The sequence below is a fragment of the Methylomonas sp. MED-D genome (assembly GCF_050276835.1).
GTDB lineage: Bacteria > Pseudomonadota > Gammaproteobacteria > Methylococcales > Methylomonadaceae > Methylomonas > Methylomonas koyamae_A.
Genome location: NZ_CP189965.1, coordinates 3,763,657 through 3,781,155, shown reverse-complemented (window position 1 = coordinate 3,781,155; position 17,499 = coordinate 3,763,657). Strand labels below are relative to the sequence as shown.

Annotated in this window: 13 protein-coding genes, 2 tRNA genes and 3 rRNA genes; 17 read left to right on the top strand and 1 reads right to left on the bottom strand. The window is 50.5% G+C overall.

Annotated features, from left to right (window positions below):
• Positions 1-83: 83 nt before the first annotated feature.
• From aroQ to grxD, 16 genes are all read left to right on the top strand, one after another.
• Positions 84-545 (top strand): type II 3-dehydroquinate dehydratase, encoded by a 462-nt coding sequence (aroQ, locus tag ACQE3E_RS16930; RefSeq protein ID WP_168032506.1) that lies wholly within the window; start codon positions 84-86, stop codon positions 543-545.
• Entirely contained in the window at positions 535-981 is a 447-nt protein-coding gene (accB, locus tag ACQE3E_RS16925; RefSeq protein WP_168032507.1) for an acetyl-CoA carboxylase biotin carboxyl carrier protein, read from the top strand. The genes aroQ and accB overlap by 11 nt, the downstream gene beginning before the upstream one ends.
• Positions 982-999: 18 nt before the next feature.
• The gene (gene accC / locus ACQE3E_RS16920) at positions 1,000-2,343 is read left to right on the top strand and encodes an acetyl-CoA carboxylase biotin carboxylase subunit (RefSeq protein ID WP_064031517.1); all 1,344 of its coding nucleotides are present in this window, start codon (positions 1,000-1,002) and stop codon (positions 2,341-2,343) included.
• Between the two features lie 63 nt (positions 2,344-2,406).
• The gene (gene prmA, locus ACQE3E_RS16915; protein WP_071155498.1) at positions 2,407-3,291 is read left to right on the top strand and encodes a 50S ribosomal protein L11 methyltransferase; all 885 of its coding nucleotides are present in this window, start codon (positions 2,407-2,409) and stop codon (positions 3,289-3,291) included.
• Positions 3,292-3,294: 3 nt separating this feature from the next.
• Positions 3,295-3,936 carry a DUF3426 domain-containing protein gene (locus ACQE3E_RS16910; RefSeq protein ID WP_313729658.1) on the top strand — a complete coding sequence of 214 codons (642 nt, stop codon included), beginning with the start codon at positions 3,295-3,297 and terminating at the stop codon, positions 3,934-3,936.
• Positions 3,937-3,942: 6 nt separating this feature from the next.
• The gene (locus ACQE3E_RS16905; RefSeq protein WP_071155502.1) at positions 3,943-5,139 is read left to right on the top strand and encodes a class I SAM-dependent rRNA methyltransferase; all 1,197 of its coding nucleotides are present in this window, start codon (positions 3,943-3,945) and stop codon (positions 5,137-5,139) included.
• 183 nt (positions 5,140-5,322) lie between these two features.
• The gene (locus ACQE3E_RS16900) at positions 5,323-5,850 is read left to right on the top strand and encodes a hypothetical protein (RefSeq protein ID WP_313729659.1); all 528 of its coding nucleotides are present in this window, start codon (positions 5,323-5,325) and stop codon (positions 5,848-5,850) included.
• Positions 5,851-5,921: 71 nt separating this feature from the next.
• Positions 5,922-7,553 (top strand): VPLPA-CTERM-specific exosortase XrtD, encoded by a 1,632-nt coding sequence (xrtD, locus tag ACQE3E_RS16895; RefSeq protein ID WP_427500863.1) that lies wholly within the window; start codon positions 5,922-5,924, stop codon positions 7,551-7,553.
• Between the two features lie 55 nt (positions 7,554-7,608).
• Complete coding sequence (gene gmd / locus ACQE3E_RS16890) at positions 7,609-8,730, top strand: GDP-mannose 4,6-dehydratase (protein ID WP_064031511.1); 1,122 nt, start codon at positions 7,609-7,611, stop codon at positions 8,728-8,730.
• 4 nt (positions 8,731-8,734) lie between these two features.
• Positions 8,735-9,709, top strand: coding sequence for a GDP-L-fucose synthase (gene fcl / locus ACQE3E_RS16885; protein ID WP_313729661.1), 975 nt, complete (start codon positions 8,735-8,737; stop codon positions 9,707-9,709).
• A gap of 402 nt (positions 9,710-10,111) precedes the next feature.
• Positions 10,112-11,645 (top strand): 16S ribosomal RNA (locus ACQE3E_RS16880).
• A 60-nt stretch (positions 11,646-11,705) separates the two neighbouring features.
• Positions 11,706-11,782 (top strand) — tRNA-Ile (locus ACQE3E_RS16875).
• 32 nt (positions 11,783-11,814) lie between these two features.
• Positions 11,815-11,890 (top strand) — tRNA-Ala (locus tag ACQE3E_RS16870).
• 292 nt (positions 11,891-12,182) lie between these two features.
• Positions 12,183-15,076, top strand: a 23S ribosomal RNA gene (locus ACQE3E_RS16865).
• A 222-nt stretch (positions 15,077-15,298) separates the two neighbouring features.
• Positions 15,299-15,414, top strand: a 5S ribosomal RNA gene (rrf, locus tag ACQE3E_RS16860).
• The 16S, 23S and 5S rRNA genes sit together here with 2 tRNA genes alongside, the layout of an rRNA operon.
• Before the next feature lie 159 nt (positions 15,415-15,573).
• On the top strand, positions 15,574-15,894 hold the full coding sequence (gene grxD, locus ACQE3E_RS16855; RefSeq protein ID WP_064025918.1) for a Grx4 family monothiol glutaredoxin: 321 nt from the start codon (positions 15,574-15,576) through the stop codon (positions 15,892-15,894).
• Positions 15,895-15,950: 56 nt separating this feature from the next.
• Here grxD and rnt read toward each other — a convergent pair whose 3' ends face one another.
• Positions 15,951-16,577 (bottom strand): ribonuclease T, encoded by a 627-nt coding sequence (gene rnt, locus ACQE3E_RS16850; protein WP_064025920.1) that lies wholly within the window; start codon positions 16,575-16,577, stop codon positions 15,951-15,953.
• A 91-nt stretch (positions 16,578-16,668) separates the two neighbouring features.
• On the opposite strand from rnt, the gene ACQE3E_RS16845 reads away from it, so the two are divergent.
• Positions 16,669-17,451 carry an MlaA family lipoprotein gene (locus ACQE3E_RS16845; protein ID WP_281020994.1) on the top strand — a complete coding sequence of 261 codons (783 nt, stop codon included), beginning with the start codon at positions 16,669-16,671 and terminating at the stop codon, positions 17,449-17,451.
• Positions 17,452-17,499: the final 48 nt, after the last annotated feature.

The following is a 17,499-nucleotide window of genomic DNA, read 5'->3' as shown; positions in this document are numbered from 1 at the left end:
GATATAAATCAGTTTATCTGGACAAAAACACACAAATTAGGCAGAATTCCCGCCTATTCGATCAACCTTCGTTTTCACTTTGCATGGCGATCATCACCGTTCTAAACGGACCCAATTTGAACCTGTTAGGTGTCCGGGAACCGGGAATTTACGGCAAGCAAACCTTGAGCGACATACATGAAAAACTCGATCGGTTGGCCTCCGAGTTGGGCCATGAGTTGGATTTCATGCAGAGCAATGCCGAACACGAACTGATCGACCATATTCATCAGGCATACCAGCGCGGCGTTGACTTTATATTGATCAATCCGGCCGCTTTTACCCATACTAGCGTGGCAATCCGCGATGCCTTGTTAGCCACCAAGATTGCCTTCATCGAAGTGCATTTGTCCAATGTGCATGCCCGCGAGCCGTTCCGGAGTCACTCTTACTTTTCCGATATCGCCGTCGGTGTGATTTGCGGATTGGGAGCGCACGGTTACGAATTGGCTTTGCAAGCCGCCCATCAGATTTTATTAACGAGAACTCAGAACAATGGATATTAGAAAAATAAAAAAATTGATCGATCTTATCGAAGAATCCGATATTGCTGAGATAGAAATTAGCGAGGGCGAGGAGTCGGTACGCATCAGCCGTTATTCTTCATCGGCACCGGCACCGGTGTTTACCCAAGCTCCGGCTCCGGTAGCCGCCGCGCCTGCAGCCGCATCGGCGCCGGTTTCTGCTCCGGTCGAGGAAAAAGTGAGCGGCCATGTCGTCAAATCGCCGATGGTCGGTACCTTTTATCGCTCCGCGTCGCCGGGCTCCGCGGCCTTTGTCGAGCTCGGACAAACTGTCAGCGTTGGCCAAACGCTTTGCATCATCGAGGCGATGAAAATCCTCAATCAGATTGAAGCGGACAAGAGCGGCAAGATTAAGCAAATTCTGGTTGAAAACGCCCATCCGGTCGAATACGGCCAACCTTTGTTCATTATTGAATAACGGACTATAGGGGGGGCTATGTTCGAAAAAATAGTTATCGCCAATCGCGGCGAGATCGCATTGCGCATCTTGAGAGCTTGTCGAGAGCTGGGCGTCAAAACCGTGGCGGTGTATTCCGAAGCCGACCGCGATCTGAAACACGTTCGCTTGGCCGACGAAGCGGTCTGTATCGGTCCCGCCGCGTCGTCGGCAAGCTATCTGAATATCCCGGCCATCATTAGCGCGGCGGAGGTGACCGATGCCGAGGCGATACATCCGGGTTACGGTTTTTTATCGGAAAATGCCGATTTTTCCGAGAAAGTCAGTCAGAGTGGTTTTGTGTTCATAGGCCCTAAACCGGATACCATTCGGATGATGGGCGACAAGATCTCCGCGAAAAAAGCGATGCAGGCAGCCGGGATTCCCTGCGTGCCGGGCAACGGGGATCCGTTGGGAGACGATGACGACACCAACCTGAAAATGGCCAGGGAAATCGGCTATCCGGTGATCATCAAGGCGGCGGGCGGTGGCGGCGGACGCGGCATGCGTACCGTGCATACCGAGAGCGCGTTGTTGAACGCCATCAACCTGACCAAAGCCGAAGCTGGGACCGCATTTGGCAACAGTACGGTGTATATGGAAAAATTCCTGGAAGATCCTCGGCATATCGAATTTCAGGTTTTGGCCGATTCCCATGGCAACGCCATACATCTGGGCGAGCGCGACTGTTCGATGCAGCGCCGTCACCAGAAAGTGGTGGAGGAAGCGCCCGCGCCGGGTATTACGCCGGAGCAGCGCAAACAGATGGGTGAACGTTGCGCATTGGCGTGTCGTGAGATCGGTTATTTGGGTGCCGGCACTTTCGAATTCCTATACGAAAAAGGCGAGTTTTACTTTATCGAGATGAATACGCGGGTTCAAGTCGAGCACCCTGTGACCGAAATGATCACCGGCTTCGATATCGTTAAGGAACAACTGCGGATCGCGGCCGGTGAGAAACTTTCGATTACTCAGGAACAGGTCGTGTTTACCGGCCATGCGATCGAATGCCGCTTGAATGCCGAGGATCCCAAGACTTTTATGCCTTGTCCTGGCGTGATAGAACAATTCCATATGCCGGGTGGCCCGGGGATACGTTGCGAAACGCATATTTACAACGGTTATAAAGTGCCGCCGTATTACGATTCCATGATAGGGAAGTTGATCGCTCACGGCGACGATAGAGCTAGTGCCATTGCCCGAATGAAGACCGCGCTCAGCGAAATGGTGATTGACGGTATTAAAACCAATATTCCGTTGCAGCAGAGTATCATGGCGGACGCGGCATTTGCGCAAGGGTGCCAGAACATCCATTATCTGGAAAAGAAACTGGGTATCCATTAAACCGCTTTCCGGTCTGTTATCGCTTGACGATGACAGGCCGGAAGCTCCTGCTTCGACGTCTTTATGGCCTGGCATCAAATTTCCGTCGTGACCGACGAAGTCACCGCACCCGAAGTATCCGACTTCTTCAGCGAGTTGGGCGCTGTTTCAGTGACTTACAGCGACGCCGAAGACGAGCCAGTTTACGAACCAGCCATCGATCAAACTAAAATATGGACTCGTACCCGAGTGACCGGTCTGTTTGAGTTGGACACCGATCCGGACATCGTCCATACCTTGACGTTTAACCAGTTTGTCGGGCGGCCGCTACAGGAATGGGTAGCGGAAGTGTTGCAAGATCAGGTTTGGGAGCGGGCCTGGATGGAGCATTTTCAACCGATGAAGTTCGGTGAACGCTTGTGGGTTTGTCCTAGCGGCCAGGAACGGAGCGAATCCGGCTCGGTGTGTATGACGCTGGATCCCGGCTTGGCCTTCGGTACCGGTACGCATCCGACCACGGCATTGTGTCTCGAATGGTTGGCCACGCATTCGGTCGAAGCCATGGATTTGATCGATTACGGTTGTGGATCGGGGATTTTGGCGGTTGCCGGATTGTTGTTGGGAGGTAAGTACGCTCACGCCGTCGATATCGATCCGCAAGCACTGGAAGCGAGTCGCTACAATGCCGAGAAAAATACTGTCCAAGCCAGAATCAATTATTATTTGCCCGAGCAGTTTTCCGGCGTTATCGGCGATGTGGTCGTCGCCAATATATTGGCGAAACCGCTGATCGAACTGGCGCCGTTACTGACAAGCCTAGTTCGGCCGGGCGGAGTGCTGATCTTGTCTGGGATTTTGAATGAACAGGCGGAGGCGGTAGCCGAAGCCTATCGGCAGCAAGGATTGGAGGTTGGGATGCCGATTAGCAAAGACGATTGGTGTAGGCTGGATGCCCGCAAAGTCGGGTGATGCATGTTCGTCCGCTGCCCGCATTGCCAGTTTAGTCAAGCGATCAGTATCGATGAATTAAGAAATTGCTGGGACCTGCTGGTTTGTAGCGGGTGTGGCCGCTGTTTCGACGCGTTACCGCGGCTGAGTGCAGTCGCTTCGGATGGCGGCGCGGGCATTGGGTCGGAGCGGTTTTCCGAAGTGACTGCGGGGCGGAGCGGGTCTCCTAGCTTTTGGGGCTATGCTGCTTTGGCAATGTTGGTCTTGTTGATTGGGCAAATGTTCTATTTCGAAGGCGCCGCCTTGAGCAATCGGCCCTCGATTCGTAGTATTTTGGCGGCCGTATGTTCGGCAGTGCATTGTCAGCTGCCCGCATATCGAAACCTTAAGGCAATGACTTTTCGTCAATTGAATTTGCAAGCCGGGGCGGACCGCAGTTATTTGCTCAGCGGGGCTCTTTCCAATCATGGGCTCTTTCCGCAAGCGGTGCCAAATTTACGGTTGACGTTGACCGATTTATCCGGAAACGTGATCGCGGAGCGGGTGTTCTGGGCCGAACAATATTTCGAGTCGGGGATGTTGTATCCGGATCAGACCAAGCCGTTTCGTTTACAGTTTGCCGCGCCAACGACATCCGTCGCTGGTTATGCATTAAATTTACTTTGACTCTGCATGACTTACCCGCAACTTTTTCTAAAAAAGCACGAAGACAAGCGCCTGCGGCAAGGCCACCTTTGGGTGTTTAGTAATGAAATCGACAGCCAAAAATCACCAATGGACGGCTTCGCGGCCGGCGATTTGGTTTGCGTGGTCGATCATGCGGGCAATGCTTTGGGTACAGCCTATTTGAATCCGAATGCCTTGATTTGCGCTCGGCTACTCACTCGGAAAGCCAATGTCAAAATCGGCGAGAAATTTTTTAGGCAACGCTTGCGGCAGGCATTGACATTGCGCGAACGTCTGTTCGATCAACCTTATTACCGGTTAGTGTTCGGCGAAAGCGACGGATTGCCCGGTTTGGTGATCGATCGCTACGGTTCGGTTTTATCGGTTCAAATCACCACGGTGGGTATGGAATGTCACATCGAGCTTTTGGTCAAGCTGTTGGTTGAATTTTTGGCCCCGGAAGCAGTCCTGCTGAAGAACGACACGGGGCAACGGGAGTTGGAAGGATTGAACACGGAAGCGCGGCTAGCTTTTGGGGTGCTGCCCGACCGGTTGGAAATTGTCGAGAACGGTACCCGCTTCTTGATCGATGTGGCGGCCGGGCAAAAGACCGGTTGGTTTTACGATCATCGCAATGCCAGGGCGCGCTTCGCCTCGCTAGTCAAAGGCGCCAGAGTGCTGGATTTGTTCAGTTACGCCGGCGGTTGGGGAATCCAGGCCGCTGTGGCCGGCGCCGCCGAGGTGTGTTGCGTCGATAGCTCGGACTCTGCCCTGACTTTGGCGGCCGCCAGTGCGGGCTTGAACGGAGTTGCCGATAAGATGGGCTTTGTCCGAAGCGATGTTTTCGAATTTCTCAAGCAAGCTCGGGAAGGACGGCGGCACTACGACGCCATCGTCCTGGATCCGCCGGCGTTGATCAAGCGCAAAAAAGATTTCAAGTCCGGTTACGAGGCCTACCGCCGGCTGAACCATCTGGCGTTGCAAGTGTTGGAAGCCGACGGCATTCTGGTATCCGCTTCTTGCTCTCACCATTTGAGCCGGGATAATCTACACGAGATTCTGAGGTCTTCGGCCAGGCATATTGATCGACATTTGGTGTTTTTCGGTGAGGATGGCCAGGGAAGCGACCACCCAATACATCCGGCCGTTCCGGAAACAGAATATCTAAAAACGTTTTTTTGCGCTGTTTCGCCGAGTCTTTGAGTTAGCGATGCCATCAGCGAAGCCTAACCCGTGCGCCTTGTGCGGCCAACCGGTAAAGGTTGGCGGTTTTAAACTGCTGACCGGAGATGGGCTGAAACGGTTTTGCTGCGAGGGTTGTCGCAGTATTTTCCAATTGCTCAATGCCGAGCAAACCATAACAACAATACCCGAGGAGAAACTTAGATGAAAGCCTGCCAATCCTGCGCGGAGCGCGTCAACATCGGATGCCGTCACCAGCAAATGCCTGTTATTTCCAGAGCGATTGGTTTGCTATTCATTTATCTGCCGATTTTGACGCTCCCATTTGTGATTCTCAGTGCCTACCTGACCTACTGGAGTTTAAAACTGGTCGGCGCCGAAAACGTGAAATCTTGGAGTGACTTTTTGCCGGAGCGGGCCAGTCATCGTTATAACTTAAAAAACCAAATTACAATGGATGGGTCGTTTAAGTTCAGCCTGGCCCAGTCCAAATTGTTTTGGATCTTGAATTGCACTTGGTATTGCCCTTACAGCGTTGCGCTGTTCGAATGGCACGCCTACATGGTCAAAGTCGTCGAAAATTGGTGGTGCCCGTTCACCCACGATCGCAAAAACGGATACACGAACGGTGCGATCGATCAATCGTTTTGGCATATTTATCCGGAAGAAAAGGCGAAATTGCACGAAGACGATAAAAACAATCCCATTTTTTCAGAGACTGCGGAAGATTAATCCGGATGTCATCCGCGATTCACGTTGAGCTGGGAAAATGGTGGATGTTCAGCTGGACGCCCTGACGGACGGTGGCTTTTTTAATTTTTGGAATTTCAAACGGAATGAATACGGAAACAAATAAACCAATATTGGTCTGGGCGTTATGGGGCGGAGCTCTTCTATTGCTGGGTTTGGCGTTTCGCGGCAGTATCGACGAAATGATGACAACTTGGACGAAAAGGGAGGAATACAGTCATGGATTTTTTATCCCCTGTATTTCCGCTTATCTGTTATGGATTCGCCGGCATGAGCTGACCTGGGTTGGCGAAGTTCGGCAGTCCCTAGCGGGATTGGGTTTGTTGGTCATCGCTTTATTGCTGTTGGTACTCGGCGGCCTGGCTACCGTGAAAACCCTGGAACAGTACGGGTTGATTCTGGCCTTGTTCGCAATTTTTACGGCGGCATTCGGAACACAGGGCTTACGCACCGGCGCGGTGCCGCTGTTGTTCTTAATCTTCATGGTGCCGTTTCCGGACTTCATCCTGAACAATTTGTCTTCTAAATTGCAATTGATCTCGTCCTGGCTCGGCGTGGAATTTATCCGTGCCTGCGACATCATGGTGTATTTAGAAGGAAACGTTATCGATCTAGGGGTCTATAAGCTACAAGTGGTTGATGCTTGTAGCGGCTTGCGCTATCTGTTTCCGCTGGCTAGTTTGGCGTTTTTATGCGCCTATCTCTTTAAGGGGCCGTTTTGGCAAAAATTGCTGATCTTTTTGTCATCCATGCCGCTGACCATTTTTATGAACAGTTTTCGCATCGGTGTTATTGGCGTGCTAGTCGATAACTGGGGGACTGATATGGCCGAGGGTTTTTTGCATGATTTCGAAGGTTGGGCTGTGTTTCTGTTGTGTATGGTGCTGCTGTTCGTCGAAATGTGGATCTTTAGCCGAATTAGTGGTCGTCGCCTGTCGATGAACGAGTTGGTGCAAATCCCTGAAGAATGGGGGCGGGCCGAATCTCGAATGCCGCCCGCAGTGCTAAATATCTCAGTCTACGCAGTGCTATGCTTAGTAGTTTTAGGAGGGCTCGCTTCGGAGAAGTTCAAGGGTAGGGAGGATATTATCCCTCAGCGTAAAGCTTTTCTGCATTTCCCGACGCAATTAGGCGACTGGCGCGGACATAATGACTATTTGACTCAATATTACCTGAACGAATTGAAGTTAACGGATTACGTCATCGTTAACTTTGTTCAACAAGGCACCCATAATTCAATCAACTTTTATAGTGCCTATTATCAATCGCAACGTAAAGGCGCGGTTGTGCATTCGCCGCGCAGTTGTATCCCGGGCGACGGTTGGCAGATCGTTAGTTTTGAACAGCGCGAATTTCCGGAAATGCGGATAGGCGATGATTCCATCAAGCTCAGCCGCGCGATCATTCAAAAAGGCGATAGTCGCCAATTGGTCTATTTTTGGTTTCATCAACGAGGCCGGCAGGTCACTAACGAGTTTCTGGTCAAATGGTATTTGTTTTACGATGCGATTACGTTAAATCGCACCGATGGGGCGCTGATTCGTCTGGTCACTCCGGTCGATAAAGTCGAGGATATCTCGTTCGCGGACAGGCGCTTGCAGGATTTTATGAAGTCACTACTGCCGGTGTTGCCCGAGTACTTGCCGGGTAAAAATGTCGTTCCGATTGTTCGGTCGGCAGGTTAATATCAAGTTTCGTTAAAGGTTTTGTAACAGTACCCCACATGGTAGAGGAGCAATAGTGAATAGAAAGAAAGCATTGGTCACTGGGATTACCGGGCAGGACGGTTCTTATCTGGCAGAGTTTTTGTTGGAAAAAGGCTATGAAGTGCATGGGATCAAGCGGCGGTCGTCGTTGTTTAACACCGAGCGGGTCGACCATATCTATCAGGATCCGCATATTCGCGATCCGAAGTTTTTTCTGCATTACGGCGATTTGACCGATAGTTCCAACCTAACTCGAATCTTGAGCGAAATTAGGCCAGATGAGGTGTATAACTTGGGGGCTATGAGTCACGTCGCGGTATCTTTTGAATCGCCCGAATATACTGCGGACGTCGACGCGATCGGCACGCTTAGATTGCTCGAAGCCATTCGCTTTTTAGGCATGGAGAAACAGACTCGGTTTTATCAGGCTTCGACGTCCGAGCTTTACGGCTTGGTACAGGAAATTCCACAAAAAGAGACTACGCCATTTTACCCGCGCTCTCCTTACGCGGTTGCCAAGCTTTATGCCTATTGGATCACCGTAAATTATCGTGAAGCGTATGGCATGTATGCGTGTAACGGTATTTTGTTCAACCATGAATCCCCGCGCCGGGGTGAGACCTTCGTGACGCGTAAAATCACGCGCGGTCTCAGTAATATCGCTATTGGCTTGGATAGTTGCTTATTCATGGGAAATATGGATTCACTTAGGGATTGGGGGCATGCGAAGGATTATGTCCGCATGCAGTGGATGATGTTGCAGCAAGAACAGCCAGACGACTTTGTTATTGCTACTGGGGTTCAATATTCTGTAAGACAATTCATTGAAATGTCGGCCGGCGAATTGGGCGTGACGATTCGCTGGGAGGGTAGTGGCGTCGAAGAAAAAGGTTATGTTGAGTCTATCGCTGGCGACAAGGCACCCGCATTGCAAGTTGGGCAGAATATAGTTGCGATCGATCCGAGATATTTCAGGCCGGCAGAGGTTGAAACTTTGCTGGGCGATCCGACCAAGGCCAAAGAAAAGCTAGGTTGGGTGCCTCAAATTACGCTCTCGGAAATGGTGGCGGAAATGGTGGCGTACGATCTGGAGCAAGCTCGCAAACACGCTTTGTTGAAAGATCAAGGTTACAACGTTTCGGTAAGTCGGGAGTAATGCGGTGGCCGATGTGGATAAAAAAGTCTTTTTGGCCGGACACCGCGGCATGGTTGGGTCGGCAATACATCGGCAACTGCTGAATGGTGGCTATCGAAACGTTATTGTCAAATCCCACTCTGAGTTGGATTTAACCGACCAGGAGCAGGTTCGCAGATTTATGGGGCAAGAGCGTCCGCAGCTGGTGATTATAGCGGCGGCTAAGGTGGGTGGGATCCACGCGAACAATGAATATCCAGCGGAGTTCATCTATCAAAATTTGATGATGGAAGCCAATGTAATCCACGAAGCGTGGCGTGCCGGCTGCCGAGAGCTCCTATTTTTAGGAAGTTCGTGTATCTATCCGAAGTTTGCCGCACAACCAATGGCTGAAAGCGCATTGCTGACTGGCATATTGGAGTCGACTAATGAGCCTTACGCTATCGCAAAAATTGCAGGGATAAAGCTTTGCGAGTCTTACAATCGACAATACGGCACGGATTTTCGATCAGTTATGCCGACCAATCTATATGGAGAAAACGACAATTTTCATCTGGACAATAGCCATGTAATTCCAGCGATGATCCGTAAATTCCATGACGCGAAGGTCAACGGTGACGCTAGCGTTACCGTTTGGGGAACAGGCAAAGCAATGCGTGAATTTTTGCATGTCGAGGATATGGCGGCGGCTTGCATATATGTCATGGGGCTGGACAAGCAGCATTACCAATCGGTTACCGAACCCATGTTGTCCCATATCAATGTGGGAACCGGGGTCGATGTGACGATACGTGAACTTGCGGAAACAGTCGGTAAGATTGTCGGTTTCGAAGGAGAGATCGTTTGGGATACAACCAAACCTGATGGAACACCTCGCAAGTTGATGGACAATTCCAAGATCAGAGCATTGGGTTGGCAGCCAAAATTCAACTTGGAAGTCGGATTAAAAGCGACTTATCAGTGGTTTGTGGAAAATCAAGGGCAGTTTAAGGCCTATTGATTGAGCTGATCTAAATCAGAGCAGAAATAACGCTTGACGCGAATTAGAAAACCGCTATAATGAGCGGCTCTTCGTTACTGACTGAGTTGGCGACGAAGAGCGGCAAGATTTGCCGGGCTTGCGGTAGTGTTGTGGTGGCTGGTTTTTCGGAAGTTGTTGGTTTCTGGCTTCGAAAATAAAGTGTTGACACTTTCTGAAAGTTCTGTAGAATATGTCGGCTCAACAGGGCGAGATGCTCTGGCTCTTTAACAAGATGAATCGAAATAATTTGTGTGGGTATGTGTGGCGATACGTTTCTGTTAGAAATTATCGGCGCAGAGAATCCACGTCAATTCGCAAGAAACGACGTTCTGTAGTCGAGCCAAGATTGGATACTAATCTTATTTAGTATCAAGCATTATTAAACTGAAGAGTTTGATCATGGCTCAGATTGAACGCTGGCGGTATGCTTAACACATGCAAGTCGAACGCTGAAGGGTGCTTGCACCCGGATGAGTGGCGGACGGGTGAGTAATGCATAGGAATCTGCCTATTAGTGGGGGATAACGTGGGGAAACTCACGCTAATACCGCATACGATCTACGGATGAAAGCCGGGGACCTTCGGGCCTGGCGCTAATAGATGAGCCTATGTCGGATTAGCTAGTTGGTGGGGTAAAGGCCTACCAAGGCGACGATCCGTAGCTGGTCTGAGAGGATGATCAGCCACACTGGGACTGAGACACGGCCCAGACTCCTACGGGAGGCAGCAGTGGGGAATATTGGACAATGGGCGAAAGCCTGATCCAGCAATACCGCGTGTGTGAAGAAGGCCTGAGGGTTGTAAAGCACTTTCAATAGGAAGGAATACCTATCGGTTAATACCCGATAGACTGACATTACCTATACAAGAAGCACCGGCTAACTCCGTGCCAGCAGCCGCGGTAATACGGAGGGTGCAAGCGTTAATCGGAATTACTGGGCGTAAAGCGTGCGTAGGCGGTTTTTTAAGTCAGATGTGAAAGCCCTGGGCTTAACCTGGGAACTGCATTTGATACTGGAAGACTAGAGTTGAGTAGAGGAGAGTGGAATTTCAGGTGTAGCGGTGAAATGCGTAGAGATCTGAAGGAACACCAGTGGCGAAGGCGGCTCTCTGGACTCAAACTGACGCTGAGGTACGAAAGCGTGGGTAGCAAACAGGATTAGATACCCTGGTAGTCCACGCCGTAAACGATGTCAACTAACTGTTGGGTTCTTAAAGAACTTAGTAGTGGAGCTAACGTATTAAGTTGACCGCCTGGGGAGTACGGCCGCAAGGCTAAAACTCAAATGAATTGACGGGGGCCCGCACAAGCGGTGGAGCATGTGGTTTAATTCGATGCAACGCGAAGAACCTTACCTACCCTTGACATCCTCGGAACTTGTCAGAGATGACTTGGTGCCTTCGGGAACCGAGAGACAGGTGCTGCATGGCTGTCGTCAGCTCGTGTTGTGAAATGTTGGGTTAAGTCCCGTAACGAGCGCAACCCTTATCCTTAGTTGCCAGCGAGTCAAGTCGGGAACTCTAGGGAGACTGCCGGTGATAAACCGGAGGAAGGTGGGGACGACGTCAAGTCATCATGGCCCTTATGGGTAGGGCTACACACGTGCTACAATGGTCGGTACAGAGGGCAGCAAACTCGCGAGAGCCAGCAAATCCCAAAAAGCCGATCCTAGTCCGGATTGCAGTCTGCAACTCGACTGCATGAAGTCGGAATCGCTAGTAATCGCGGATCAGAATGCCGCGGTGAATACGTTCCCGGGCCTTGTACACACCGCCCGTCACACCATGGGAGTGGGTTGCAAAAGAAGTAGGTAGTTTAACCTTCGGGAGGGCGCTTACCACTTTGTGATTCATGACTGGGGTGAAGTCGTAACAAGGTAGCCCTAGGGGAACCTGGGGCTGGATCACCTCCTTACAAAGACAGAACACTGTCACACGTACTCACAACAAATTATTTCGATTGAAAGACGCACCTGGGTCTGTAGCTCAGTTGGTTAGAGCGCACCCCTGATAAGGGTGAGGTCGGAGGTTCAAATCCTCCCAGACCCACCAACTAACGAAAAGGCGAAAGTCTGAATCTATTCGGGGCCATAGCTCAGCTGGGAGAGCGCCTGCCTTGCACGCAGGAGGTCGGGAGTTCGATCCTCCCTGGCTCCACCATCACGTGACGTCGATCTTAAGCCAAGATATCAACATCAACGCTATACAGCTTTTCGGTTAATAACCCAAGGCTCGATAGCATTGATATTCGTATCAATACGCTCTTTAACAATATGGAAATCTGTAACCTAAGTCTTGATCGGCTAACGATCAATACTTAAAAACGAGTTGCGGGCGGTAGCCAGCGGCTTTCGAAAGAAAGCGGCCCAAAACCTCCGTAAAACGTTCTCAAGCAACATCAGCGAACATGTCAGCGACTAAAAACCTTAATACAGACGTATTCGGGTTATATGGTCAAGTGAATAAGCGCATACGGTGGATGCCTAGGCAGTAAGAGGCGATGAAAGACGTGGTAGCCTGCGAAAAGCGTCGGGGAGGTGGCAAACAACCTGTGATCCGGCGATGTCTGAATGGGGAAACCCGGCGAGGATAACCTCGTCATCTTTGAGTGAATACATAGCTCACTGAAGCGAACCCGGAGAACTGAAACATCTAAGTACCCGGAGGAAAAGAAATCAACCGAGATTCCCTAAGTAGTGGCGAGCGAACGGGGACTAGCCCTTAAGCTAGGATAAGGTTAGTGGAACGGTCTGGAAAGTCCGGCGATACAGGGTGATAGCCCCGTACACGAAAACCTTTTTTTAGTGAAATCGAGTAGGTCGGCGCACGTGAAACGTTGACTGAATATGGGGGGACCATCCTCCAAGGCTAAATACTCCTTACTGACCGATAGTGAACCAGTACCGTGAGGGAAAGGCGAAAAGAACCGCGGAGAGCGGAGTGAAATAGAACCTGAAACCGTATGCGTACAAGCAGTGGGAGCCCCTTCGTGGGGTGACTGCGTACCTTTTGTATAATGGGTCAGCGACTTACATTTTGTGGCAAGCTTAACCGAATAGGGGAGGCGTAGGGAAACCGAGTCTTAATAGGGCGTTGAGTCGCAAGGTGTAGACCCGAAACCGGGCGATCTATCCATGACCAGGTTGAAGGTGTGGTAACACACACTGGAGGACCGAACCCACTCCCGTTGAAAAGGTAGGGGATGAGTTGTGGATCGGAGTGAAAGGCTAATCAAGCTCGGAGATAGCTGGTTCTCCTCGAAAGCTATTTAGGTAGCGCCTCGTGTATCACTGCTGGGGGTAGAGCACTGTTTCGGCTAGGGGGTCATCCCGACTTACCAACCCGATGCAAACTCCGAATACCAGCAAGTGTCAGCACGGGAGACACACGGCGGGTGATAAGGTCCGTCGTGAAAAGGGAAACAGCCCAGACCGTCAGCTAAGGTCCCCAAATCATAGCTCAGTGGGAAACGATGTGGAAAGGCACAGACAGCCAGGAGGTTGGCTTAGAAGCAGCCATCCTTTAAAGAAAGCGTAATAGCTCACTGGTCGAGTCGGTCTGCGCGGAAGATTTACCGGGGCTAAGCTATGTACCGAAGCTACGGATTCACGCTTTGCGTGAGTGGTAGAGGAGCGTTCCGTACGCCTGCGAAGGTCGATTGAGAAGTCGGCTGGAGGTATCGGAAGTGCGAATGCTGACATAAGTAACGATAAAGGGGGTGAAAAACCCCCTCGCCGTAAACCCAAGGTTTCCTGCGCAACGTTAATCGACGCAGGGTTAGTCGGCACCTAAGGCGAGGCCGAAAGGCGTAGTCGATGGAAAACAGGTTAATATTCCTGTACCAGTTGTAACTGCGATGGGGTGACGGAGAAGGCTATATCAGCGGTCGGTTGGAAGTGGCCGTTTAAGCGTGTAGGCAGGCATCTTAGGCAAATCCGGGATGCTATATGCTGAGGCGTGATGACGAGTGTCTCGAAAGAAACGCGAAGTGATAGATGCCCTGCTTCCAGGAAAAACCTCTAAGCTTCAGGTTACAAGTGGCCGTACCCTAAACCGACACAGGTGGGTGGGATGAAAATTCTAAGGCGCTTGAGAGAACCCAGGTGAAGGAACTAGGCAAAATGATACCGTAACTTCGGGAGAAGGTATGCCGTTGATAAGTGAAGTCCCTCGCGGATGGAGCGTAAGGCGGTTGCAAAAAATCGGTGGCTGCGACTGTTTAGCAAAAACATAGCACTCTGCAAACACGAAAGTGGACGTATAGGGTGTGACGCCTGCCCGGTGCTGGAAGGTTAATTGATGGGGTTAGCGTAAGCGAAGCTCTTGATCGAAGCCCCAGTAAACGGCGGCCGTAACTATAACGGTCCTAAGGTAGCGAAATTCCTTGTCGGGTAAGTTCCGACCTGCACGAATGGCGTAACGATGGCCACACTGTCTCCACCTGGGACTCAGTGAAATTGAAATCGCTGTGAAGATGCAGTGTACCCGCGGCTAGACGGAAAGACCCCGTGCACCTTTACTATAGCTTGACACTGGACTTTGAACCTACTTGTGTAGGATAGGTGGGAGGCTTTGAAGCAGGAACGCCAGTTCTTGTGGAGCCAACCTTGAAATACCACCCTGGTATGTTTGGAGTTCTAACCTCGATCCATTATCTGGATTAGGGACAGTGTCTGGTGGGTAGTTTGACTGGGGCGGTCTCCTCCCAAAGAGTAACGGAGGAGCACGAAGGTACCCTCAGCCTGGTCGGAAATCAGGCAATGAGTGCAAAGGCATAAGGGTGCTTGACTGCGAGACGGACAAGTCGAGCAGGTACGAAAGTAGGTCTTAGTGATCCGGTGGTTCTGTATGGAAGGGCCATCGCTCAACGGATAAAAGGTACGCCGGGGATAACAGGCTGATACCGCCCAAGAGTTCATATCGACGGCGGTGTTTGGCACCTCGATGTCGGCTCATCACATCCTGGGGCTGAAGCAGGTCCCAAGGGTATGGCTGTTCGCCATTTAAAGTGGTACGCGAGCTGGGTTCAGAACGTCGTGAGACAGTTCGGTCCCTATCTGCCGTGGGCGTTTGAGATTTGAGGGAAGCTGCTTCTAGTACGAGAGGACCGAAGTGGACGAACCTCTGGTGTTCCAGTTGTCCTGCCAAGGGCATTGCTGGGTAGCCACGTTCGGACAGGATAACCGCTGAAAGCATCTAAGCGGGAAGCCCCTCCCAAGATGAGATCTCACTGGGACTTTAAGTCCCCTGAAGGGCCGTTGGAGACGACAACGTTGATAGGCACGGTGTGGAAGTCCAGTAATGGGCGTAGCTAACGTGTACTAATTGCCCGTGAGGCTTGACCATATAACACCCAATGCGTTTGGGTTGTCTAAGACAATCGCTGAAAACAACGCAAGAGAACGAACTCGATACAGATTTCCATGAAAAGCAGGTCAAAGGCAAAACCACGTAAGCGCGAATGTCCGCACAAGCTGTGGTTAGATTAAATAATGCCTGAAGGCTAAGCCAAACGGCTTAACCGACCTGTTGCATGACAGTTGGTCAACAACCGACTTAACCAGTTTGCTTGGTGAACATAGCAAGCGTGAACCACCCGATCCCATCCCGAACTCGGAAGTGAAACCGCTTAGCGCCGATGATAGTGTGGCAGGTTGCCATGTGAAAGTAGGTCATCGCCAAGCGCCTATACCAAAAGCCCGCTTATTAATCTAATAGACGGGCTTTTTTTGCGTTTGCGTAATTCGATTTTCGAATACAATTTGTTGCGTCAACAATACTATGTAATAAGCCTGTAGGTTGATAGAATTACCTAACTTAAATTGATAAGCAAGGGAGTTCCTATGAGTGTTACCGAACGAATTCAAAATCAATTGGCTAGCGATGCGGCCGTGCTTTATATGAAAGGCTCGCCAGAGTTTCCACAGTGTGGCTTTTCGAGCAAGGTTGTTCAGATTTTGGGTGCCTGCAACGCAAAATACACGTATATCAACATTTTTGAAGATCCAGAGGTTCGTGAAGGCTTGAAAGTCTATTCTAATTGGCCAACCTACCCACAACTGTACATTAAGGGCGAGCTGGTCGGTGGTTGCGACATTGTAACCGACCTTTATACGAGAGGGGAACTGACTAGCATGTTGGCTAATGCTGGTGCGGTGCAGTAGTCGAGATTTTCTAAAATCTGCCGGTTTCGGAGAAGGAATTGGCAGACTCCATCACTCTAAATCACTTCAAGTTCACTTAACCGCTTCCATCGGTTAATTATCAAGCAGAAAAGTTCGGCCGTTTGTTCGGCGTCATACAGTGCGGAATGGGCTTTTTCGTTATCCCAACTTAGTCCGGCCGCCTGTGCTATTTTTGCTAAAACGGTCTGACCATAAACCAAAGCGCCAAGCGTAGCGGTATCGAAGCTACTAAATGGGTGAAAAGGGCTACGCTTAAAATTCGTGCGCTCAATCGCGGCATTGAGAAAATTGACGTCGAAAGATGGGTTGTGGCCCACTAAAATGGCCCGCTTACATTCGTTACGTTTTACAGCGGCTTTGATCGGCGTAAACAGTTTTGTGAGCGCCTCTTTTTCGTCCACCGCCATCCGAAACGGATGATATGGGTCGATGCCGGTAAATTTGAGAGCCGCTTCATCTAATTCAGAATGCTTAAAAGGGATAATATTGCTCTGGTGTTTTTCGGTAATCCGAAGCAAACCCTGCTCATCCGGTTCTACTATGATGGCGGCAATTTCAAGTAGCGGGTTTTTTTTGGGGTTGAACCCGGCGGTTTCTATGTCAACGATGACCGGCAGATAGCCGCGAAACCGATTGCCTAGCGGGTTGGTAGTAATTTCCATCGAACGTGAATGGCGAAATAAGTCTGTTGTGTGTTATGTTACGTGAGTTTTGGATAGATTTAAACAATATTCAATTAACGAGGTAAATATTATGCAAAACGGGAAAACAGTTTGGCTGGCTGCCGTGGCGCTTGCCCTGCTGAACGGATGCGCGGCTACCAATAGCAAAGATCCCAAGGATCCCTGGGAAGGATGGAATCGAAACGTCCAATCGTTTAACGATAGCGTCGACGACTACGTCATGAAACCGGTTGCTAACGGATATCGGTGGATTACGCCGAGTTTCGTCGATCAGGGGGTGACGAATTTCTTCAGTAATATTGACGATATCGGGGTGATCGCTAACGATGCGTTACAAGGTAAGTTTTTGCAAACCGGCCAGGACAGCGCGCGGTTTCTGGTGAATACCGCGGTAGGCGTCGCCGGATTTGTCGATGTTGGAAGTATGTTGGATTTGCAGAAACATAACGAAGATTTCGATCAGACTCTTGGGGTCTGGGGTGTTCCAACAGGACCCTATGTTGTGCTGCCGTTCTTTGGCCCTAGTTCCCCGCGCGGCGTCATTGGGTTAGTGGGCGATGCGGCGATGAACCCCTTCACGTACGTTGGTTTTTATATCAATCCGAACTGGATAGGTGCCGCCGTTTCCACCGGCGCTGGGACATTGAAGGTTATAGATGCCCGTGCTGATTTGTTGGGAATGGAAAAAGTAGCGTCCGAAGCAGCGATTGATCGGTACCAGTTTTTCAGAGATGCATATTTCTCGAATCGGAATTATTTGATTAAGGATGGCAATGTGCCTGAAGACGATGTGCTGAAGTTTGAGGAACAAAAAGACGATGGTTTTGGTCCACTTGCTCCGAATCCTTATTGAAGTGCGTCTACAAAAGGCTGGGTGCGGCACAACGCCGTCCCTAGCCTT